Origin of the sequence: Rhodococcus sp. TAF43, assembly GCF_052113525.1 — a bacterium.
In the GTDB taxonomy this organism is placed as follows: Bacteria; Actinomycetota; Actinomycetes; order Mycobacteriales; family Mycobacteriaceae; genus Prescottella.
On the sequence record NZ_JBFRDL010000012.1, the window covers coordinates 1 to 20,628 of the forward strand.

The following is a 20,628-nucleotide window of genomic DNA, read 5'->3' on the forward strand; positions in this document are numbered from 1 at the left end:
GTGTATGGGGAGGGGAGGTAGAGCTGGCAGCCGGCGGTGAGAACCTTCGCCATCCGTTCTGCGAGTTCGGCGTCTTCGGGGCTGATGCCCTCAGGGAGTGCCGCGCGTTGGGTACGTGACTTCGCGTTTGCAGGGAGTTCCGGGAGTTGGTCGGCGGGAACGGTGAGTGCGTATTGCTGCGAGCGCACCAGGTCCATGCCGGTCGGCGTTACTTTCCCCGGCTCGCGTTCTGGCTTCTGTACATCGACTGCTGCGGACGGTGGTGCGGGGACGACTGCCGCGATCGTGTCGCCTGGTCTTGCGGGTGACGGTGTCGCCGGAGGGGGTGTTGTGACCGTTGTGGTCTTTTCAGTCGATTGCTGTGTGGGTGTTGGTGTGTGTTGCTGTGGGCGTTGCGCCGTCGGGGACTCTGGTTGCTGGGTTGTTGTTGTCGCCGTTGTCGGCTGTGCCACGGGGGCGGCCGTCGTCGCGGTCGGGCGAGCGGAAGTGGTCGTCGCGGATTGTGTTTGGTCAGTCGTGGGTGCGGCTACAACGGTTCCTGCGCTTCCTATCGTCAAGGTTGCCGCGATTGCAAGGACTCCGATGGCGCGCCTGCTTATGGCGCGTGGACGAGTTGATGGGTGTTTCAAGTACTTTCTCCGTTCCTGAGAGTTCCCTGTGAACAAACCGATCATCCGCTTTGGGTCGGGCATTCGGCTCGTATAGGGCATCTCGTTTCAATTACGAAATACCGGGACGCGAACCTGGCGGCCGCGTCCGAGAAAGGCGCGGGCCTCGCTGCGGGGGCACTACGTCGACCCGCCGGGTGGTGACTACATCTTCGGCCGCGACGGCGAACCCTGGATCGACGAAAACGCTGCTTGACCAGCACACATGACACGTCCCACCCGAGAGAGGAGCCGACCATGACCAGCACTGTTGCCGAGATCAACGCCGCCGCGCACCCGAACGCGGCCGCCGCAGCCCGCGTGATCACCGAACAGCTCGCCAACTGCCCGTTCGGCGGCCGCCCGGGCGCGAACATCTACTTCGCGCTGCCAGGACCAGGGGCTGGGCGTCAACGCCTGGATCGACCCCGAGACCGGCGGCCTGGTCGTCGACGTCGAGTGGTTGACCTTCACCGGGGGCATCGAGATCTGTATCGACTCCGAGTCCCTGACCAGCACTGATGACACGTCCCACCCGACGCGGGTGGGGGAAGGAGCACGCCGATGAACACGAGGATGCAGACCGTGGTGATCGAGTGGACCGAGGTCTCGCACCATCGAGCGACGGTGAACGTGGCTCCCGGCCTGGGCCTGGACGGTGTGGACCTGGGGGATGCGCTCGCGGCCCTCTCGGATGTGGGGTTCACGGGTGTCGAGCGCGAGGGGATGGCGGTCCGGGCCGTCGAGCATGATGCGGCTGCCCCGAGGTTCGATCCGATCTGATGCGGGTGGGACCGGCCCGAAGTCGCCGGGCCGGTCCCGTTCGTCAGTGTCGTCGATCGCGGCGCGCCGCCCAGCTCCGCCCTACACATCCTCGCCGGGTGTGGGGGCGTTTTTGCGTGTTGACCTGCGTTGATGGCATGTCCCGTGTGGGGCCGGCTCTGCGGAGCGTCCGGGGCCGGCGTTGGTGCCGGCGCCTGGTGTGTGTGGGGGTCGGGCTTGGTGGTGTGGGTGGTTCCGGGGTGGTGTGAGGGGCGTGTGGGGGTCGCCGGAGCTTGGTTTTTGAATTGTGTTGTGGCGCAATATCTGTTGTGAATCTGGTTGGTGGGATGTGCGTTTGGGCGTGTATGCGCGTGAGGTGTTGAGTTTGGCTTGTATTTGTTTGGGGAAGTATAGATTTCGACGTTTCGAGTGCCGTGGAGGTTTTGATGAGTGGGRGTGTCGTGGGGYATGRTGGGAGCATGATTTCGGGACGGGTTGAGAGCAGCGTGACGGGTCGTGGTGCGGCGCGCGCAGCGCGTCCCCGTCTCTCGTTCCTCACGGTGGGCCCCGTAGACGCTCCGATGAATGTTGTTGTTGGAACTGCAATTTCGGTTTCGAGCGGAGCGYAGCGACGCGATCGACGGCAGCGTGACGCCACCACCATCGAGCCGCGCAGCGGCTCCCTGGCGGGGAGCGCAGCGACCCGCTCCGTCTCGGGGCGCGCAGCGCCCCGAGGAGCGCCGGGGCTCCCTGGTTGCTCGCGGCTCCGGATCTCCATCGGGCCCACGGTTGGTCATAGGTTCCAGAGCCGCAGCAGTGCGGATCGGAGACCGGGGGAGATGATTCGGTGGTCGGTGTTCAGTCGGGGGTTGGGGCGTCCGAGGTGGGCGAGTCGTGTTTCGGCTTCCGGCACCGAGCGAGTGTTTCCCCCTCGCCGGGTACCGCCCAGATCGCTCACGACCCCACCGCGCCGAAGCGTTTGGCGTTGCCCCGACCTTGCCGCCCGACCACCATCGGTGGTCGATCCCAACTGGCGGCCACTACCGAACGTACCCACGCTCGCCGAGTCCGCAACCCGGGCAAACGGCCTTACCTGCGCGTGTTCCGGTTACGGACATGGAAATACGCTTGCCGGGAAGTGGAATACACCGCGCCCCGGGTTAGGTCCGAGCGGATGGCGATGTCGTCCACGGCCGCTCTCGGTGATCTCGAACACCGAATCCGAAACCGTCCAGGCCAGCCACTCAGTCCGACGAAAGACCGAGGTCACTGGCCCTTGACAGCTAGGCTAAAGTGAATTCAGTTCAGCAGTTCAGCAGTTCAGCAGTTCGGCCTTGAGGAGGAAGAATGTTCCAGACTTTGCTCTACTCCGTTTCGGATCATGTGGCGACGATTACGTTGAATCGCCCCGAAGCGCTAAACACGATCGTTCCGCCGATGCCCGACGAGTTCCAAGCGGCTATCACCAAAGCAACACAAGATCCACAGGTGAAGGTCATCGTGCTTCGTGGATCCGGCCGATCTTTCAGTGCCGGCTACGACTTCAGCGGCGGATTTCATCACTGGGACGATCAGATCAACACCAACGGGCAGTGGGATGCGGGCAAAGACTTCGTGTTCGCGACCGCGCCGACGGAGTCGCCCACGCAGAAGTTCATGAGCATGTGGCGTTGCCCCAAGCCGGTCATCGCCCAGGTTCACGGATGGTGCGTCGGCGGCGCCAGCGAGACGGCTCTGTGCGCGGATATTGTCATCGCCTCAGAGGACGCGCGGATCGGTACGCCGTACTCGCGCATGTGGGGCTGCCACCTGTCCGGGATGTGGATCTACCGCCTCGGACTGGCCAAGGCCAAGGAGTACTCATTGCTCGGGAAGCCTGTCTCCGGCAAGGAAGCGGCCGAGATCGGATTGATCAACAAGTCCGTCCCGTTCGAGGACCTCGAGGCCGAAGTCGCGCGCACAGCAGAGAAGCTCGCCGCGATACCGGTGTCCCAGTTGTCGGCAATGAAGCTGATCGTTAACCAAGCCTACGAGAATATGGGTTTGGCGAGCACGCAGACCCTGGGGCCGATCCTCGACGGTCTGATGCGCAACACATCGGACGCGCGAGAGTTCATCGACATCGCCGAGAAGGAGGGCGTCGCCGCGGTCGTGGCGCGTCGCGACGGACCGTTCGGCGACTACAAGTCTGCTCCGCTGGATGAGCAGCCGAACCCGAACCATGTCATCGTCCCCTAGATCGCTGACGGCGCGCGGGCGAGCCACTCGGCAGCACTTGATCGACACAGCTCGTGCGGAGTTGTTGCACGGGGGCGGGACGTTGGAGGTCGCCGCGGTCGCCGAAGCTGCGGAGGTCTCCCCGGGACTGCTGTACCGCTACTTTGGCGCCAAGGACGGGCTCGTCTCGGCGGTCGTCCACGACTTCTACGACTCGTACAACGATGCGGTGCTGTCGGCCCACATGGCGCCGGAGGCGGACTGGGCGACTCGTGAGCGGATGCGTCTCGCCCGGGAGATCGACTTCCTCTGCGAGGAGCCGATGGCTCAAATCATCGTGGGGCGGCAGCTGCGGGAACCCGCAGCTGCCGCAGCGGATGCCGAGCGCCTCGCCGAGCACATCGATCTGGCGGCACGCAATGTCGCGTATGGCCAGCGCATCGGTCAGGTCCCGACGTCCATCGATGCCCGCCTGGTGGCAGCCGCCTTCATGGGTGCCTTCCGCGAGCTGATGGCCGAAGCGTTGAGCCGGGAGGTCGTCCCCAGCCGGAAGACTCTGTTGGACACGATCTGGAGCTTCGGAGGAAGTCTCGGGCTAGCGGAAGCGCCCGAGTCGCGGTCGTCTCACGAGTGATGGGCGAGGCAGGCGAGCACTCGTGGATAACACGTACGCGGCCGACCGGGCTCGACGACCGAGTCGTAATCAGGCCCGGGATTCAACGCGAATCCCGGGCCTGAAAGCATTTGAGGATTGATCCCTCCACCACAAACCCTGCGCGCTGAGCCGGTTCGCGGAGCTCAAGGCGGACCTGTGTCCGACGCCGTCCTAGCAGCACCGAACGTCACCGAACGTCACCGAAGAGTCCGATCACGGCGGCAACCTTGTGAGTATGAAGACAGTCGTCAATCCCCTGAAGCGTGCTCAACCCGCTCGTCACGATCACCGAGCTTGCCGAGTACGTCGGTGGGCCAATCGAGAAGATCTACGAGTGGCAAGCTGGCCGAGGTCCGGTGGGCGTCCGCATCGGTCGTCACGTCTGTATGAGATCTCGGTTCGCAAGGTTGACCAGTTCGTCAAGCGGCTCGCTTCGGCCAAGAGCTACAGCACGGCGAAGCAGGCACGAACAGTCCAGCCTCGCTCTCGGATTAGCTGTCAGATACGACGCGCTGCGGGAGGGTCCGGTTCGCGAAAGCGGTGCTACTGCACAAGCCGCCGTCGCAGAGAGATGGCGCTGACCTTGGCGCAGGTCCTGACGGTTCGGAGTTGGCGACGTGGGCCCGCCGGCCAGTTGGAGCACATCAATCGAGGTCATGCTCGGTACGTCCGCTCGGATTGGTGAGGTTCTGGCGATCCGACGCTCTGATGTCGACGTCACGGTCTCGCCTGCCAGGGTGCGCATCTGCGGGGCGATCGTCTCGCGGGCAGAGAAGCCGGCCCATCGGCAGCCTCACCCGAAGACACAGAAGTCGACGCGCGTGGTGTCGGTGCCTGGCTTCGTAGCCGAAGTCCCTTCGACAGCGGCTCGTAGCCGTCGACTCTATGGAGCCGGAGCATCGGGTCTTCACTCGCAAAGGCGCGCCGCTCACGACCAAAAACATTCGAAGTCGGCGTCGGGCCGTGCTCTCGGAGGCTGGGATCGAGAGGGCGACGCCGCATGCTTTCCGGCGGACGGTCACCACGGTGCTGGACCGGGCGAGCGGTCCAGCACCGTGGCCGAGTTGGGTGGCACGCCGCGAGATCGTGGAAATGAGGCGAGGGCGCTCAGCCTGCCGACAGGCTAGAGGTCGCTATACAGCGACTTGATCACGTCCGCGAACTTAGACTGGACCGTACGGCGCTTCAGCTTCAGGCTGGGAGTGAGTTCTCCGCTGTCGACGGTCCACTCCGACGGGAGTACATGGAACCGCTTGACCTGTTCGACACGCGCCAATTCCTCGTTCGCAGCGTCGACGGCTCCCTGAATTTCCTGGATCACGCGGGGATCCTGACTCAGTTCGGTGAAGGAGCTGAACTCGATGCCCGACGCCTCGGCCCACTTCTGCGCGTACTCGGGATCGAGCACTAGGAGGGCGACGATGTAGCGTTCCCGATCTCCGTAGGCCAACGCCTGACCGACCAACGGGTGCCGCGTCAACAACGCTTCGATCGCGACCGGAGCGACGTTCTTCCCGCCGGAGGTGATGATCAGCTCCTTCTTTCGGTCGATGATGTAAAGGAACCCCTCTTCGTCACACCGGCCGATGTCACCGGTGTGCATCCAGCCGTCCTCATCGGCCGCCGGTGAAACTGTGCCGTCATCCTGCAGGTATCCGGCGCAGACGATCGGTCCCCTAATCAGGACCTCGCCGTCCTCAAGCATGCGCATCTCGTTGCCCGAGATCACCTTGCCGACCGAACCGATGCGCAGTTCATCGGCCGGAGTCGTCGTGGCAATCCCGGTCGTCTCCGTCATTCCCCAGCCCTCGATAATGGATATGCCGGAATCCTTGAAGTACTGCTGAACATCGGCGACCAGCGGGGCTCCGGCACTGCAGGCCCACGTGACGCGGTCGAGTCCGACATCGGCGAGTGTGCCATTCGGGTTCGACCGCAAGCCGGCGGCAATCTTCTCCCAAACGCGAGGTACCCCAAAAAACAGCGTCGGATGCACCTGGCGAAGATGCGGGATCAGGTCGTCCAGGTTCGGGCAGAAGGTGACGTGTCCCGCCTTGACGATCGGCGTGTAGATCGAGATGATCCGCTCGGCGATGTGTGCGAGGGGGAGATAGCAGATGTTGCTGGCGTGCTGCGGAATCCCTGTTGCCTCATCGAGGCTCTCGACGTTGGAGATCACATTGCGATGGGTCAGGATGACGCCCTTGGGAACACCGGTGGTCCCTGAGGTGTAGATCAAGGTCGCCGGATCCTCGGATGTTGCAGCGCGCCACTTCGACTCGAAGGCCTCCAGATCGACGTCCTCGACGACGAGTGAATCCCAGGTCCGGAAGCGCGGTTCCTCTGCGGCCGCCGCGCCTTCGTCCAGGACCACGATGTGGCGCAGCCCCGGGAGTTGGTCGAGCAGCGGCAGCCAGCGATCGACCTGCTCCTGGCCCTCCAACACGGCCACCACGACCTTGGCGTGCTGGGCGACGAAGGCGATCTGGGACGTCGGCATCGTGCCGTAGATGGTGGTTGGAACAGCCCCGAGGTGGACAGCGGCCTGGTCGGCCAGCCATTGCTCCGGACGGTTGGACATCATCAGCGCCACGCAGTCGCCGGGGCCGACGCCCAGGTCGGTGAGGCCTTGTGAGATCTGCGCGATCCTCAGCTGGGCTTGTCGCCAGGTCAGGGTCACCCCTTCGAATGACAGCGCCGGAAGGTCGCCGAACTTCTCAACGTTGCGGTTGACATAGGCGGGAATCGTCAACATCGTTAGAGCCTTTCACTTTGCAGGGGTGGGATCGGGTCGGGTGACCATTCAAGAAGCGGACGGATTAGCGCATCCGGCGAGTACCCCGAGAGTGGGAGCTCACAGGAGCGTGTAGATCTGGGATAGGAAGAGGCGTGCCCTCTCTGAGCCGACCAGGTCGGGCGCCATCTTGTTCATTACGTAGGCCACGACCAGGTGGTTGGCAGGGTCGATGACGAGCATCGAGCCGCCCCAGCCGCCCCAGACGCCGGCTCCTTCTGGGAGGTAGTCGAAGCTTGCCTTGGTGGCGAGCGCGAGTCCGAGTCCCCACTGCAGCGGCAGCCCGAGCACGAGGTCGGGGCCGTCGGAGTGTGCCTCGAACACGCGTGTTCGTACGGCGGGCCGCACGAGGCGGTCATCGAGCAAGGCTTCTCCTACGAGGGCCACCGAGCGCGCGTTGCCGTGGCCGTTCGCGGCGCCGATGTCGGCGTCGCGCCAGGCATCGGTGAGTGTGGTTTCGGCACTCACGCGGGGAGCGGTGAACGTCTGTTTGAACAGCGGTGGTCGGTCGTGCGCCAATGGTGGTGGTGATGCGGTCGGTGGGATCAGGGTGGCGGCCCGCGAACGCAAGGCTCTCGGGAGCCCGATGTGGATGTCGGCACCGAGTGGCTGTGCGACGTAGGTGGTGACGTAGTCGCACAGTGGCATGCCCGCTGCACGACGCAGGAGTTCGGACAGGGGTGTTCCGAATGAGGTGGCGCCGTACCCGGACGCAGTACCCGGGGTCCACCTCGTTTCCTGGCTCGCGAGGCAGGATGCGGCGTAGCGGTGGTCGTAGAGGTTGTCGAGGGTGAAGGGAGGGTCCCAGGTGCAGACACCGCTGGTGTGGGAGAGGAGCTGGGCGAGGGTGACCGAGGATTTGCCGCCCGCTGCGAACTCGGGCCACGAGTTCGCCACCGGGGCGTCCAGGTCGAGCAGCCCGCGATCCACTGCGTGGAGCGCCGCCAGCGTGGAGACGACCTTCGTAATCGACCAAATGTTGACGAGTGTGTCTCGCTCCCAAGCATCGGCGGCCGCGGGCRCTCCGACGCGGCCTGCCCACAGGTCGGCCAGAACCCGTCCGGCATGCCGCACGTGGATGCTGACGCCGATCTCTTCTCCGGCGGCGAGTTGTTGGCTGAGGAGGTCTCGCAGTGGCTCGAAGGCCGGATCGGTGTGGCCGTGGACGATCTCGTTCATTGGATCCGGCGCTCGCGGCCGGCCCAGGCCTGGTCCCGCAGGACGTATTTCTGGATCTTGCCGGTCGAGGTCTTGGGAAGGTCGGTGAAGACGACGAGCTTGGGTGCCTTGTAGCGCGCGAGCCGGTCCTTGACCCACTGGGCGATCTCGTCCTCGGTCGCGGACTGCCCGGGTTTGAGGGTTACGAACGCCGCGGGCACCTCGCCCCACGTTTCGTCAGGAGTGGCGATTACCGCGACCTCCAGGACTGCGGGGTGGTCGGCGATGACTTGCTCGACCTCGACGGAGGCGATGTTCTCGCCGCCGGAGATGATGACGTCCTTGCTGCGATCGCGCAGCTCGACGTAGCCGTCAGGGTGCATGACGCCCAGGTCCCCGGTGAGGAACCAGCCGTCGCGACAGGCCTCCTCGGTGGCCTGCTCGTCTTTGAGGTAGCCGAGCATGAGGTTGTTGCCACGCAGCGCGATCTCGCCGATGGTCACGCCGTCGCGTGGCACGTCCTGGCCGTTGGGAGAGATGACGCGGGCGGTGCAGGCAATCATGTTGGCGACGCCCTGGCGTGCCTTGAGGCGGGCCTGTTCTTCGACGCTAAGGGCGTTCCATTCGGGGCGCCAGTCGCAGATCATGGCGGGTCCGTAGGTCTCGGTCAGCCCGTAGAGGTGGGTGACGTCGAAACCAAGTCGGCTCATCTCTCGCAAGATCGCGGGCGAGGGCGGGGCCCCTCCGGTGGCCATCTTGACTGAGCGGTCCAGGGCGACAGCGTCGTCGGCGTACGCGATCATCGACAGCACCGTCGGGGCTCCGCACAGGTGGGTCACGCCCTCGTCGCGAAGCAGCCGCCAGATCTCGCCCGGATCGACCTTCGGGAGACACACGTGGGTGGCTGCGGCAGCGGTGACAGCCCAGGGAAAGGTCCATCCGTTGCAGTGGAACATCGGCAGTGTCCACAGGTAGGTCGACGACGTGTTCATTCCCATGTGACCCACCATCGAGACGGCCTGCAAGAACGCGCCTCGGTGGTGGTACATGACGCCCTTGGGGCGACCGGTGGTGCCCGAGGTGTAGTTGATCGAGATGATGCTGCGCTCGTCGTGCACAGGAGTGCGGAGCGGATCGGAGCCGGTGATGAGCGCCTCGTACTGCTCGCCCGCCTCCACGAGTCGCAGTCCCGGAACGGCCGCGGACACCGTGGCAGCGAGGTCGGTGAAGGTGGGGTCGTAGATCAACACCGACGCTTCTGAGTGCTCGACGATGGTCTGCACCTCACGCGCCGAGAGCCGGGTGTTGATCGCCACGAGCGGGATCCCCGCCCACGGCACGCCGTAGTGGGCCTCCAGCAGCACGTGCGTGTTGGGAGCGATCACCGCGATCGGGCGGCCCTCTGCCAGCGGTGCAAGGCCGCCCGCTAACCGGCCGGCTCGCTCGTAGAGGTCGTCGTAGGTCCATCGCTGGTCGCCGTCGATGACGGCGATCCGGTTGCCGTGGCTGTCCTTGGCGCGCTGGAGGTAGGACAGCGGTGTCAGTGGCTCGTAGGACATGGCCGGGTCGATCATGGGTTCTCCTGCATCGTCTTGTGGTCGGATCGGAGGCTTGGCAGCCGGCGGCATAGCCTGGTCATCGCGGCGAGCCACCTGTCGCGGTCGGCGACGCGTGAGCGCCGGCGACATCGCTGGGCTCCAAGGGCTGCCCTGCAATGGCAAGGGTGTCTTCGGCGTCTTGGGTCATCTGGGTGCGGACCGTCTGGGGACACACGCAGTGCACTGCGATGCCGTCGTCGGCGTGCGTGATGGCGAGCCATTCGGCAAGGGCGCCGGTCGCCGCTCGTGAACTTCGAGCACGGCTCCTCGCACGGTGATCGGCTCGGGCAGACGCGCCATGTACCGAGAAGACCTCCTCGATGGATCGACCGGCGGCACGCCCCTGGCCACGCATCAACGCCAACGCGTCGCCGTGTCCCGCGGTGGCGACCAACCGCCGCGTGGCCCGATACCAAAGCCGATGTAGTACATGGGAGGAATGCTCCTTGCTGAGGGTTGTGCTCGGTCGTACAAAGATGCAGATGGCGCTCAGCGGAAGAGTCCGGTCAGGGCGAGCCCCGCTCCACCGTCGAGGCGAAGCGTGCGGCCCGTGACGTATCCCGCGGCGGGGGAGAGCAGGAAGAGGATTGGACCGACCACCTCGTCGAGGGTTCCGGTGCGGTGCATGGGAACGCCGGAGAGCATCCGCTCACGCGCGGTGGCCGGCATGGCGAGCACTTTCGGGGTGTCGAATAGGCCGGGTGCGACGGCGTTGACGCGGATGCCATCGCTGACCCACTCGGTCGCCAGTGTGGCCGTCAGGCCGACCAGGCCGGCCTTGGCCGCGGCGTACGACGCCTGCCCGGGCAAGCCATCGAGGCCCGCCTGGGAGGTAACGAAGGCAATGGCTGCGTTCTCGGCCTCGCGCAGGTAGGGGTAGGCCGCCTGAGCCACTCGGAACTGGCCGGTGAGGTTCACCTCGACGTCGGCCTGGAACGCTTCCCCGGGGAAAGCCGCCGCTCGGTGAATCGTGTCCACTACCCCGGCAGCGCCGACAAACGCGTCAATGCCGCCCAATCGTTCGGCGGCATCAGCGACCGCCTTGCCGACCTCATCGCCTTTAGTCAGATCGGCCTCGATGATGACCTGACCCTCCGCTGTCGTCTCAGACACGCGGTCGACGCCGACGACGTGAGCTCCAACCTCGATCAGCGCGGCGCTCAGAGCCTGGCCAAGCCCCCCAGCAGCGCCAGTGAGCAGAACCCGTGTGCCGGGACGAGGCAGAGGGGACCAGGTGCGCTCGGAAATGTTGTTCAGCAAGACGTCTCAGACCTCCGCATTGTCGGCCGGACCTAAGATCCAGCGTGTCGATCAGTTGATCGACATCACATCAAACCACCCCCCCGGAGTCGCGTCAAGAAGAAAATGTGACTGCCGCCACGACGTGGGTTGAGGTCTGGGATTGCCGAGTGGGGCGCTTGACGAAGTGATGCGCGCCATATGCTGTTCGCGTCACGCTGATGTCGATCATCAATCGACACACGCCCGCTGACCCGTGTGTACGGAGTCCCCATGGAGTAATGATCAGAACCTGTGGATCCCGGGAGGGCGCGCCCTCCCGGAAGATGATCTGCGAGGAATCCGGATTCTGATCAAGACCAGCGTTGGCGCGCTGGCGGGAAGGCACCGCCTTGCTCACGGTAGTGGACAACAACAACGACGAGTCTGGCAAGGCGGGTGGTGCTGGCCGTTCGTTGCTCGACGAGATCGTCCGCGATGGCGCCAGGCGAATGTTGGCTACGGCCCTGCAGGCCGAGGTCGCCGACTACATCGCCCGGCATGCCGGTGAGGTCGACGAGAACGGGCACCGCCTGGTCGTGCGCAACGGCTACCACGCCGAACGTGAGGTCGTGACTGCGGCAGGCGCGGTGGCGGTGAAGGCGCCGCGCGTGAACGACAGACGCACCGACCCCGAGACGGGTGAGCGCAGGCGGTTCTCCTCAGCGATCCTGCCAGCGTGGGCCCGCAGATCGACGCAGGTGTCCGAGGTGCTGCCGCTGCTGTACTTGCACGGCCTTTCGACCAGCGACTTCGGCCAGGCCTTGGAGCAGTTCCTCGGCACCGGAGCCGGCCTGTCGGCCGCGTCCATCACAAGGCTGACCGCGCAGTGGCAAGACGAAGCTGTCGCGTTCGGGAAGCGGGACCTCTCGCAGGTCGACTACGTCTACTTGTGGGTCGACGGCATCCACTTGAAAGTCCGGCTTGAGCAGGAGAAATTGTGCCTGCTCGTGATGCTCGGGGTCCGCACCGACGGCCGGAAGGAACTTGTCGCCCTGACCGACGGATTCCGGGAATCTTCCGAGTCGTGGGCGGACCTGCTGCGGGACTGCCGCCGGCGTGGGATGCGGGCACCGACGCTGGCCGTCGGCGACGGCGCGTTGGGGTTCTGGAAGGCACTGCGGGAGGTATTCCCCGATACCCGGGAGCAGCGGTGCTGGTTCCACAAGCAAGCGAATGTTCTTGCCGCGCTCCCGAAGTCCGCGCACCCGGGCGCGTTGGCGGCGATGAAGGACATCTACAACGCCGAGGACATCGACAAGGCGCAGCTGGCGATCATCGCGTTCGGACGCGACTATGGCGCGAAGTACCCGAAGGCGGTCGTGAAGATCACCGACGACGTCGACGTGCTGCTCGAGTATTTCAAGTATCCGGCCGAGCACTGGGTGCACCTGCGGACCACGAACCCGATCGAATCCACTTTCGCGACAGTGCGTTTGCGAACCAAGGTCACGAAGGGTCCTGGGTCGAGGGCGGCGGGGATGGCGATGGCCTACAAGCTGATCGAGGCCGCGCAGTCCCGGTGGCGGGCGGTCAACGCCCCGCACCTGGTGGCGTTAGTCCGGGCCGGCGCCCTGTTCCACAAGGGCAAGCTCCTCGAACGACCCGTCGACATAACCCCAGAACCGTCACCGGACACGCCCGTGTCCGAAGTTGCCTGATGACGGCGGCGCAGGACGTTAAGCCGGTTCACCACTTTCGGAACTCTGGTAAGGAGGAGTCATGGGGTTTCTATTGGGCATGGTCTGCATCGTCGCGTTCTGCGTGGTGCTCGATCAGGTCGCGGTGTGGGCGGAGAAGCGTGGTTGGATCCACTGGCGCCGGATGGGTGGAGGCAGCAGCGGGGCTGGAATGTTCAACGCCGCACAAGAACTGATCACGCCGTCCACCAGGCATATCGTCGAGGAGCAGCATCGACTGCAGACGACGCGACTCACCCACAGCGCCGACGGGTCACCGTTCTCACTCGACACCGATCGCGGGGTCATCTACCTGCACCACAGCGCGACCCATCCCGTGGATGACGCCGATCCGCGCCGCGAACAGGCTTGATCGAGGCCAGCGACGAACTCAGGGCCGCATGATCCTGATCGGTGAAGTCCGGGCGCCGAGGCCTCCTGACGATCCTTGATCCACAGGATTTGACTATTTCTCTCCCCATGCCCGCCGTACCTCACAACGCATCAACCCATCTGCCGCACAAGCTCATGGCCGCCGGCCTGCTGAGCAGTGCCTTGGAGTGGTATGACTCCTTCTCTAGGGCACCGCCGCAGCGCTCGTCTTCGGACCCGCGTTCTGTCCCGCCGCGTTCGTCAAAGCAGGTCCTGCTGTCCTTTGCCACCGTCTGGCGGGCTTCATCGCCCACCCGCTCGGCGGAGTCGTCCTTGCCGTTCTCGATCAACGCGGTTTCCTACACCGTGATGGCAGGCATCCTTTCCTACGGCACCACCGTGCTCGGCCTCCCACGTAACGCGTACTGCTGACGGTTCTGCTCGCGACGACACTGAGGATGGCAACGATGCACCTCGGCGCGGTGGCTTCGGACCGCTACGGCCGACGACCACTCGCCATTCTGGGCAACGTGCTGATGCAGGCCTGGGCGTTCCCGGTCTTCTGGATCATCAACACGGGGGACATGGTGCTGGTGGGTATCGCCACCTTTGTGGCCTACGGCTCAGCAGGCGTCTGCGACGGCCCAGCCGCAGCCTACATCGCCGAGCTCTTCCCGGCGGATGTCCGCTCTTCCGGAATGACTCTGCTCTACCAGAGCGCCTCGATTCTGATCAGTGGCAGCACTCCTTTCATCACCACGGCCCTGCTGGCGCGGACAGGAACCACGGTCTCCGTTTCGCTCTACCTAGCGGCGATGGCAGCGATCGCACTCGTCTCTGCGCTGCTGCTTCCCCGAGACCTACCGGAGGCCGGACTTGGCGGTTAGGGCGGTACTCTCATAGACCGTTGAGGACGGGCCGGCCATGAATCCGGCTCGGTCTGCACATCTCGGGGATGCAGGCCGATCCGGGACTTTCCGCGTGCCGCGCGACCAGAGCCGCCAGGCGGCCGATCGGCGCTGACGGCCCCGCGGGATAATCTGCCCAACATTGCCGCCAGCAATCGGCAGGCGATCGTGACGTGAGGAAAGGGGTTCGGGTGGCTCGCAAGCGTTCCCTGGACGAAGGGCCGGTGCTGCGAGGGCAGATCATGGCCGCATCCGCCAAGCTCTTCTACGAGCGCGGATATGCCGCCACCTCCATCCGCGACATCGCAGAGGCGGTCGATATCTCGTCCTCGACGCTGTACCACCATTTCAAGAACAAGCAAGAGGTTCTGCACGCCATCGTCACGCAGTTCATGACGGACTTCGTGGCGGCGACGGACGAGATCCTGCGCGACAAGAAGCTAGCGCCGACCGAGCGGATCCGGCGGACCGTGCGTAAGCACATCGAGTTCAGTGATGACCGGCGCCCGGAGCTTCTCGTCGGCAATCCCATTCGTAGTGCCCTGGACGCGGATCAGCAGCGGGAAGGCATCCGTCTCCAGTCCGCTTACCACGACGCGGTACGGGACACGATCAAGGAAGGCGTCAACTCTGGGGAGTTCGACGTCCCTGACGTCGCCGTCGCCACCATGGCCGTGCTCGACATGCTGAACGGCGTCCGCGAGTGGTTCACCCCGCGGGGCACGCTGACCAGGGACGCGCTCGTCGAAAGCTACGTCTGGCTCGTCCTACGGTTGTTGGGCGCGGACCGGTAGAGGGATTCGTCCAACACGTGAAGGACGCGTGGGACGTGGCCAGCGACAGGCATCTCGGTGTGATCCTCTTCGAGGCCGTGTCCATAGGCCCGCATTTACCTCAGAGCGCCCCGATGCGTGCCTGATCATGGTGCCACTGTGGGCGTTGTCTGGCTCAGCTGACGCTTCAAGATCTTGCCGCTGGCGTTCAACGGCATCTCGTCGAGGAACTGCCATTCCACTGGCACCTTGTAGTCGGCCAGACGCTGCGCGGCCCAGGTGCTCAGCGATCCCTCAGTGGGCTGCGAGCCCGGCTCAGGAACCAGCGCTACGCAGACGCGCTCGCCGAACAAGTCGTCAGGGCGACCGAATACCGCAACCATCGCGACGTCGGGGTGCACGGCGATGGCGCTCTCGACTTTAAGCGAAGTAGGTGACCGCGTACTCCCAGCAGTTCGGCAGCACGATAGCAACCCGGTCCCCCGCCTTCACGCCCTGGAGAGTGAAGGCCGTATCGCGCACTCGTTGATCGAACTGGTTATAGGTGAACGAGACGCCGGCGTCGAGGATTGCGGGGCGTGGCCCGTGAGCAGCGACCGTCACCGCAAGCATCGCGGACAAGAGCGCGTCCCGGAGGACTGCTCCACATCGCGTGGGTTGGCCGGGTTTCCCGGGACTCTCGTCGTCTACAACTCCTTGGTCGCGTCTCTATGCATTGTGTCGATCGATCGATCGCTGCAGAGGACTACAGCGATGTAGCCCCATCGCACAAGGGCAGTTGCGGGAAGCCGGTCCGACGCCGTAGCGTGTCGATCGATTGATCGACACGCTATGAGGAGCCTTCATGAATACCCACTCCGCGCCGTCCAGCGCAGCGCCAGCTCCCGAGGCCGCCGCCACAGGATCGGTCCTCATCATCGGGTCAGGCTTCAGCGGGCTCGCCATCGCCGCGAAGCTCGAGGACGCCGGAATCTCCGACTGGCTGATCCTGGAGCACGCCGACCGCGTAGGCGGCACCTGGCGCGACAACACCTACCCCGGCTGCGCTTGCGACATCCCCTCGCCGCTGTACTCTTACTCCTTCGACCAGAACCCCAACTGGTCCCACCTGTTCGCTCCCCAGCCAGAGATCCTCGAGTACCTGGAGACCTTCGCCCACCGTCGCGGTCTCACCGGAAGGATCCGATTCGGTCGACGGGTATCCGCTGCCGAATGGGACGAACGGCGACAGGCATGGACCGTGACAACTGCTAACGGCGAACGATACGAGTACACCCATCTCGTCTCTGCCGTCGGACTTCTGCACCGCCCCAAGACGCTGGCCATCCCCGGTCTTGAGAACTTCACCGGCACCGCCTTCCATTCGGCACAGTGGAACCACGACTACGACCTGACCGGCAAACGGATCGCGGTCATCGGCACCGGAGCGAGCGCCATCCAGTTCGTGCCAGCCATAGCCGACCAGGTCGCTTCCATGACCATCTTCCAGCGCTCTGCCCCCTGGATCATGCCCAAGGCTGACCGCCCCTTCGACGAGGACGAGAAGCGCAAGCTTCGCCGCTTTCCCTTTCTGAAGTGGTACCGGCGCGCAAGGTTGTACTGGCAGCACGAGGAACGAGCCGAAGGTTTCACCAACGTCGCGAGCGACAACGACAAGACCGTCGCTTATGCACGAAGGCACCTTGAGCGCCAGGTTCCCGACCCCGAGCTACGTGCGAAACTAACCCCCGACTACACCCTGGGCTGCAAGCGCCTGCTGATCTCCAGCGACTACTACCCAGCCCTGATGAAGCCGCACGTCAACGTTGTCACCGAAGGCATCCGGGAGATCACCGCAACTTCGGTGATCACCGACACGGGTGAGGTCATCGATGCCGACTGCATCATCTTCGGCACCGGATTCGACGCCCAAAATGCTCTCGCCGAGGTCGACATCATCGGCCGCACCGGCATGCTGCTCGACAAAGCGTGGGCCAACGGAATGAACGCCTACCTCGGCACAACCGTGAACGGGTTTCCCAACTTCTTCATTCTCTGCGGACCCAACACCGGCCTCGGGCACAACTCCCAAGTCTTCATGATCGAGCGACAGGTCCGGTACACGATCGCCGCCATCAAAGCAGCCCGGCGACGCGGGCCGATCGAGGTCACTGCACAGGCCCAAGAACGGTTCCGTGCATGGCTGAACGCCCAGATGTCGCACACCGTGTGGAACGCCGGCGGCTGCACGAGCTGGTACCTGGATCCCCGAACGGGTGAGAACACCCTGCTGTGGCCGTCATCGACCGTCGACTTCTGGAAGAAGACACTCCGAATCAAGTCCTCCGACTACACCTTCACGAAGTCCCGCGGCGTCTCTCGATAACGGGAGCCCGGAACTGGGATGGATGGGGAGTGCCAGATTTCCGGTGGATCCGGTTCTGGCGCATCGGTTTAGTTCTCACTCGGGGTGATCCGGCCCTCGAACGTGATGGCGAACGTGTTCAGTGCCAGCTTCCACCTCATCGCCCATCGTGCTCTTCCCGTCCCTGTCGGGTCCAGTGCCCGGGTCGCCAAATACAGGCATTTGAGGGCGGCCTGGTCGGTCGGGAAGTGCCCGCGGGCGCGGATCGCGCGCYGGTACCTCGCGTTGATCGACTCGATGGCGTTGGTGCTGCAGATGACGCGTCTGATCTCCGGGTCGTAGTCGAGGAAGGGAACGAATTCGCTCCAGGCGCTGCGCCACAGTCGGATGATCGCCGGATATCGTGGGCCCCATTTGGCGGCGAACTCGTCGAACCGCTCGCTGGCCGCGGCCTCGTTGACCGCGGTGGGGGTACCTCCCTGCACGTAGTGCTTGGGGGAGAGATCGGCCGTAGATCCCGGCTCATCTCATCCCAATGCTTGCGTGACGCGTAGCGGAAGGTGTTGCGCAGCAAATGGATCACGCAGGTCTGGACGATCGCCCGGTCCCAGACGGTGGTGATGGCCTCGGGCAGGCCCTTGAGTCCGTCACACACCACGATGCAGACATCGCCGGTGCCACGGTTCTTGATCTCGGTCAGCACGGCGAGCGAAGAATTTGGCTCCCTCGCCGCCGTCGCCGGCCCACAATCCGAGGATGTCGCGGTGCCCGTCGACGGTGACGCCGATGGCCACGTAGTCCCCCGCATGCGGGAGGTACCCCCAGGGCCGGTTGGTGACCTGCCCGTCGCGGATCTTGACGTGGATGGCATCGATGAACTTCCGCCGGATACACCGAATCCAGCGGCCGCCCCGCCCATTCCGCCATCTCGTCGAGCACCTTGGCGGAGGGGGCACCTTCCTGCACGAAGTGCTCGGGGGAATCTTGCTGATCGTGTCCTTCGACACCGAGGCGCCGTAGACGTCGTCGAAGTGGGCGGAGATCTCCCCGGTCGTCAGTCCTTTGGCGGACAGCGACAAGATGATCTCGTCGACCCCGGTCAGCCGTCGCTGTCGTTTCTTGACGATCTGTGGGTCGAACGACGAGTCGTGGTCCCGCGGCACCTGGATCTGCACCGGACCGATCTCGGTCAGGACTGTCTTCGCCCGCCGCCCGTTGCGGGAGTTCCCGCTGCCTCGGCCTTCGACCTGGTGTTTCTCGTAGCCGAGGTGCTCGTCCATCTCTGCTTCGAGTGCCGTTTCGAGGACGTTCGCCGTCAGCTGGTTGAGCAGCCCGTTCGGGCCGACCAGTTCGACACCGTCGGCCTTGGCCTGCGCCAACAGTTGCTGCGCCAACTTCTGGTGATCGATCTTCGACTGATCCATGGGATCGAGTGTTTCGGTCATGGTCTTGCCTCCCCGCCAAGCAGAGCTCGGCGTGTCGGCCAGATACCGGATCAACCGTTAATCAGACAGTCCGACAGGTCGGGCCACGCAGCCCGAATAGCACGAGCGGTCACGATGGTCTCGTATTTCGACAGAGTCAACTTGCCGAGCCTGACCTGACGTCGATGGCGGTGGGGTCTGTTCGGATTGCGATCGAAGGGCTCGTCGCGGGTTGCCCACGGACGCTGATCGAGGACGTTCTTCTGTAACAGCGCGAAGAACGATTCCATCGCGGCATTGTCGCCGCATCCTGTTGTGGGTCATGTCCCCGCTTCGGGCTTCCGTGACGTGCACGACGCCTCACCGGGAAGCGTTGTGTACGTCGAGCAGTGACAAGTCACGCTGTGGCGTCACGGCAGGCCGGCGCCGCCGCGCAGGGCGGGCGCGAGCACCTCGGCGCTGTGCAGCGGTGCGTTCCTGGTTCGAGATCCCGGATCTGGGTGCGGCAGCTGAAGCCGTCCGCGAGGACGAGGGTGTCCGGGACGGCCCGCCGAACCGCGGGCATCAGTTTGTTTTCCGCGCAGGCGATGGACACGTCGTAGTGCCCGGCTTCGAAACCGAGGCGATTGTGGTCAACGTAGCTGGCAATTGTTCGCTGGGACCCGCCACACGGCGGGGCGGGGGTTCAGGTCGGCCTGGGAGGAAGCTGGCGGTCTACTGCCCGAAGGTGAAGCGCAGGTTCGCGTTGATCAGCTCATTGACCCGCTTCCGCGTGCGGACGAGCGTCTCTTCGTCTGGGGCAGGGCCTACGGTCAGCATCCAGCGCAACGTGGTGCTGCCATGTGGCGGTTCGACGATGTCGAAGCGGACGCGGGCACCGGGCGTAGCGGCCACAGCGAGCTCCACACCACTAGATGTGGTTCGGCGGCTTCAATGGCGGTGGGGCGTTGTTCGTCCTGGTGCAGGATCAGCCACGGACGAGTCTGGTCCCGGTCGGGCTCGACAATGGCGTGATAGGCAACGTGAGGCGGGGCCGGCTGGGTTCGACGCCGACTCGCAATTTCGGGCACATCGCACCGTATCGCGGTCTTTCGGTAGGCGGAGGACTCCGGGAAGTGCCAACAGCATTGACGGTCCACAAAGCGAGTCCAGTTGGCCACTTCGCCAACCTGGTCGCGCGTCGCGCCACACTTCGGGATGTCCTCGACGCGGTCGGGGTGCTCGGGCCGAGCATGCAGCGGACTGACGCGCGGGCCGCCACGTCAACGAGCGCCCCCGCGCCCGTGCCAGTGGATTTACCGGGGACGGTCCTCCATCAGTGACAGGTTGAGCGACGGCACCGCAGCCGCTGGTCCGTCACGCCACAGCAGGGCGGCTTTACGACGGTAGCTCCGGGCAAAGCCGTGGAGGATGACGAAGCGCGGCACGGCCGGGACCAAGCGCAAGATCGCCTCGCGGTCATCCGGTTCGAGCCCGTCGATGACCCAGTGCCCTTCAGCGCCGAGTTCCGTGAAGCTCTTCGGTTTGACGAAGTGCTCGTGCTCGACGGCGAGGTACTCGGCGGTGGTTATGGTGGCGGCGACGACCGGCATCATCTCGAGTTCTTCACGCCGCAGGTGCGGCAGCAGGACGTCGCCCAATCCGGCCAGCGCGACGAGCAACTCTTCGCGTGCGGACCCGTTGTCACGGTAGGTGTGTGCGGCCTCCTCCAGGGCGGCGACCGCCGGGGCAATCCGTTTGTGGTCTGCGTCCATCTGGTCGAGCAGCGCACCCGCCGCCGGATTTCTGGACCGAATCAGCGGCCACAGTCCGACATCCTCGCCAGTGTGGTGAATGTGCAGAAATCGCATCATCCAGAGCACGTGCGCCGCGAGCTTACGGCGACGCCTCCCGTCCGGGTACGGCTGGGTCTCGAGTACCATCCGGGTTCGTTCCAGGTCCCGGCGCAGCGCGCTGTGGACGATCCCCATGCTTCGTATGTCGGCGGGCTCATGCAGGTTGGTCTCCATGGCCCTCTCC

Annotated in this window: 20 protein-coding genes and 3 pseudogenes; 8 read left to right on the plus strand and 15 right to left on the minus strand. The window is 64.7% G+C overall.

Annotated features, from left to right (window positions below; translation table 11 throughout):
• The coding region (locus tag AB4Z09_RS10555; protein ID WP_442239674.1) for a hypothetical protein at positions 1-197 on the minus strand (197 nt) is incomplete at its 3' end.
• 1,014 nt (positions 198-1,211) lie between these two features.
• Here AB4Z09_RS10555 and AB4Z09_RS10560 point away from each other — a divergent pair.
• A complete protein-coding gene (locus tag AB4Z09_RS10560; RefSeq protein ID WP_442239675.1) occupies positions 1,212-1,430 on the plus strand; it encodes a hypothetical protein in 219 nt (72 codons plus the stop codon).
• Positions 1,431-2,202: 772 nt separating this feature from the next.
• On the opposite strand, the pseudogene AB4Z09_RS10565 reads toward AB4Z09_RS10560, so the two are convergent.
• Positions 2,203-2,325: pseudogene (locus tag AB4Z09_RS10565) on the minus strand (phosphatidylserine/phosphatidylglycerophosphate/cardiolipin synthase family protein); the annotation flags it as partial.
• A 431-nt stretch (positions 2,326-2,756) separates the two neighbouring features.
• On the opposite strand from AB4Z09_RS10565, the gene AB4Z09_RS10570 reads away from it, so the two are divergent.
• Positions 2,757-3,647, plus strand: a complete 891-nt coding sequence (locus AB4Z09_RS10570; RefSeq protein WP_429516235.1) for a crotonase/enoyl-CoA hydratase family protein — start codon at positions 2,757-2,759, stop codon at positions 3,645-3,647.
• A 37-nt stretch (positions 3,648-3,684) separates the two neighbouring features.
• Entirely contained in the window at positions 3,685-4,260 is a 576-nt protein-coding gene (locus AB4Z09_RS10575) for a TetR/AcrR family transcriptional regulator (RefSeq protein WP_442239676.1), read from the plus strand.
• 1,144 nt (positions 4,261-5,404) lie between these two features.
• Here the strand turns inward: AB4Z09_RS10575 and AB4Z09_RS10580 are convergent.
• The 4 genes from AB4Z09_RS10580 to AB4Z09_RS10595 all read right to left on the minus strand — a co-directional run bounded on the left by AB4Z09_RS10580 (position 5,405) and on the right by AB4Z09_RS10595 (position 11,091).
• A complete protein-coding gene (locus AB4Z09_RS10580; protein ID WP_442239677.1) occupies positions 5,405-7,036 on the minus strand; it encodes an AMP-dependent synthetase/ligase in 1,632 nt (543 codons plus the stop codon).
• 99 nt (positions 7,037-7,135) lie between these two features.
• The gene (locus tag AB4Z09_RS10585; protein ID WP_442239678.1) at positions 7,136-8,254 is read right to left on the minus strand and encodes a serine hydrolase domain-containing protein; all 1,119 of its coding nucleotides are present in this window, start codon (positions 8,252-8,254) and stop codon (positions 7,136-7,138) included.
• On the minus strand, positions 8,251-9,807 hold the full coding sequence (locus tag AB4Z09_RS10590; RefSeq protein WP_429516231.1) for an acyl--CoA ligase family protein: 1,557 nt from the start codon (positions 9,805-9,807) through the stop codon (positions 8,251-8,253). Before AB4Z09_RS10590 ends, AB4Z09_RS10585 begins: the two co-directional genes overlap by 4 nt.
• A gap of 513 nt (positions 9,808-10,320) precedes the next feature.
• Positions 10,321-11,091, minus strand: a complete 771-nt coding sequence (locus AB4Z09_RS10595) for an SDR family NAD(P)-dependent oxidoreductase (RefSeq protein WP_429516230.1) — start codon at positions 11,089-11,091, stop codon at positions 10,321-10,323.
• Between the two features lie 371 nt (positions 11,092-11,462).
• Here AB4Z09_RS10595 and AB4Z09_RS10600 point away from each other — a divergent pair, with 371 nt between their 5' ends.
• Positions 11,463-12,770: an IS256 family transposase gene (locus tag AB4Z09_RS10600; protein ID WP_442239679.1), complete on the plus strand. Its 1,308-nt coding sequence runs from the start codon at positions 11,463-11,465 to the stop codon at positions 12,768-12,770.
• A gap of 61 nt (positions 12,771-12,831) precedes the next feature.
• A complete protein-coding gene (locus AB4Z09_RS10605) occupies positions 12,832-13,161 on the plus strand; it encodes a hypothetical protein (RefSeq protein WP_442239680.1) in 330 nt (109 codons plus the stop codon).
• Between the two features lie 121 nt (positions 13,162-13,282).
• Here the strand turns inward: AB4Z09_RS10605 and AB4Z09_RS10610 are convergent, their stop codons facing one another.
• Positions 13,283-13,510 (minus strand): hypothetical protein, encoded by a 228-nt coding sequence (locus tag AB4Z09_RS10610; protein ID WP_442239681.1) that lies wholly within the window; start codon positions 13,508-13,510, stop codon positions 13,283-13,285.
• Positions 13,511-13,597: 87 nt separating this feature from the next.
• Here AB4Z09_RS10610 and AB4Z09_RS10615 point away from each other — a divergent pair, with 87 nt between their 5' ends.
• Both AB4Z09_RS10615 and AB4Z09_RS10620 read left to right on the plus strand, forming a co-directional pair.
• Positions 13,598-14,047, plus strand: coding sequence for an MFS transporter (locus AB4Z09_RS10615; protein WP_442239737.1), 450 nt, complete (start codon positions 13,598-13,600; stop codon positions 14,045-14,047).
• 263 nt (positions 14,048-14,310) lie between these two features.
• Positions 14,311-14,862, plus strand: a complete 552-nt coding sequence (locus AB4Z09_RS10620) for a TetR/AcrR family transcriptional regulator (protein ID WP_442239682.1) — start codon at positions 14,311-14,313, stop codon at positions 14,860-14,862.
• Between the two features lie 125 nt (positions 14,863-14,987).
• On the opposite strand, the gene AB4Z09_RS10625 is transcribed toward AB4Z09_RS10620, so the two are convergent.
• Both AB4Z09_RS10625 and AB4Z09_RS10630 read right to left on the minus strand, forming a co-directional pair.
• Entirely contained in the window at positions 14,988-15,314 is a 327-nt protein-coding gene (locus AB4Z09_RS10625; protein WP_442239683.1) for an AMP-binding enzyme, read from the minus strand.
• Positions 15,262-15,453 (minus strand): AMP-binding protein, encoded by a 192-nt coding sequence (locus tag AB4Z09_RS10630; RefSeq protein WP_442239738.1) that lies wholly within the window; start codon positions 15,451-15,453, stop codon positions 15,262-15,264. The genes AB4Z09_RS10625 and AB4Z09_RS10630 overlap by 53 nt, the downstream gene beginning before the upstream one ends.
• Before the next feature lie 232 nt (positions 15,454-15,685).
• On the opposite strand from AB4Z09_RS10630, the gene AB4Z09_RS10635 reads away from it, so the two are divergent.
• Positions 15,686-17,206 (plus strand): flavin-containing monooxygenase, encoded by a 1,521-nt coding sequence (locus tag AB4Z09_RS10635; RefSeq protein WP_442239684.1) that lies wholly within the window; start codon positions 15,686-15,688, stop codon positions 17,204-17,206.
• 68 nt (positions 17,207-17,274) lie between these two features.
• Here the strand turns inward: AB4Z09_RS10635 and AB4Z09_RS10640 are convergent, their stop codons facing one another.
• The 6 genes and pseudogenes from AB4Z09_RS10640 to AB4Z09_RS10665 all read right to left on the minus strand — a co-directional run bounded on the left by AB4Z09_RS10640 (position 17,275) and on the right by AB4Z09_RS10665 (position 20,618).
• On the minus strand, positions 17,275-17,670 hold the full coding sequence (locus tag AB4Z09_RS10640; protein WP_442239685.1) for a transposase: 396 nt from the start codon (positions 17,668-17,670) through the stop codon (positions 17,275-17,277).
• 77 nt (positions 17,671-17,747) lie between these two features.
• Positions 17,748-17,888 (minus strand): annotated as a pseudogene (locus AB4Z09_RS10645) (transposase); the annotation flags it as partial.
• Positions 17,833-18,630, minus strand: a complete 798-nt coding sequence (locus AB4Z09_RS10650; RefSeq protein ID WP_442239686.1) for a transposase — start codon at positions 18,628-18,630, stop codon at positions 17,833-17,835. The pseudogene AB4Z09_RS10645 and the gene AB4Z09_RS10650, both read right to left, overlap by 56 nt.
• Positions 18,631-18,680: 50 nt before the next feature.
• Positions 18,681-18,917, minus strand: a pseudogene (locus AB4Z09_RS10655) (hypothetical protein); the annotation flags it as partial.
• Between the two features lie 406 nt (positions 18,918-19,323).
• A complete protein-coding gene (locus AB4Z09_RS10660) occupies positions 19,324-19,515 on the minus strand; it encodes a hypothetical protein (RefSeq protein ID WP_442239687.1) in 192 nt (63 codons plus the stop codon).
• A gap of 389 nt (positions 19,516-19,904) precedes the next feature.
• Complete coding sequence (locus tag AB4Z09_RS10665) at positions 19,905-20,618, minus strand: hemerythrin domain-containing protein (protein WP_442239688.1); 714 nt, start codon at positions 20,616-20,618, stop codon at positions 19,905-19,907.
• Positions 20,619-20,628: the final 10 nt, after the last annotated feature.

Excerpts from the sequence above, each read along its gene's own strand:
- AB4Z09_RS10560 (WP_442239675.1), top strand. The coding sequence starts at position 1,212 with ATGAACACGAGGATGCAGACCGTGGTGATCGAGTGGACCGAGGTCTCG.
- AB4Z09_RS10570 (WP_429516235.1), top strand. The coding sequence starts at position 2,757 with ATGTTCCAGACTTTGCTCTACTCCGTTTCGGATCATGTGGCGACGATT.
- AB4Z09_RS10580 (WP_442239677.1), bottom strand. The coding sequence starts at position 7,036 with ATGTTGACGATTCCCGCCTATGTCAACCGCAACGTTGAGAAGTTCGGC.
- AB4Z09_RS10590 (WP_429516231.1), bottom strand. The coding sequence starts at position 9,807 with ATGATCGACCCGGCCATGTCCTACGAGCCACTGACACCGCTGTCCTAC.
- AB4Z09_RS10605 (WP_442239680.1), top strand. The coding sequence starts at position 12,832 with ATGGGGTTTCTATTGGGCATGGTCTGCATCGTCGCGTTCTGCGTGGTG.
- AB4Z09_RS10620 (WP_442239682.1), top strand. The coding sequence starts at position 14,311 with ATGGCCGCATCCGCCAAGCTCTTCTACGAGCGCGGATATGCCGCCACC.
- AB4Z09_RS10630 (WP_442239738.1), bottom strand. The coding sequence starts at position 15,453 with ATGCTTGCGGTGACGGTCGCTGCTCACGGGCCACGCCCCGCAATCCTC.
- AB4Z09_RS10635 (WP_442239684.1), top strand. The coding sequence starts at position 15,686 with ATGAATACCCACTCCGCGCCGTCCAGCGCAGCGCCAGCTCCCGAGGCC.
- AB4Z09_RS10650 (WP_442239686.1), bottom strand. The coding sequence starts at position 18,630 with ATGACCGAAACACTCGATCCCATGGATCAGTCGAAGATCGATCACCAG.
- AB4Z09_RS10665 (WP_442239688.1), bottom strand. The coding sequence starts at position 20,618 with ATGGAGACCAACCTGCATGAGCCCGCCGACATACGAAGCATGGGGATC.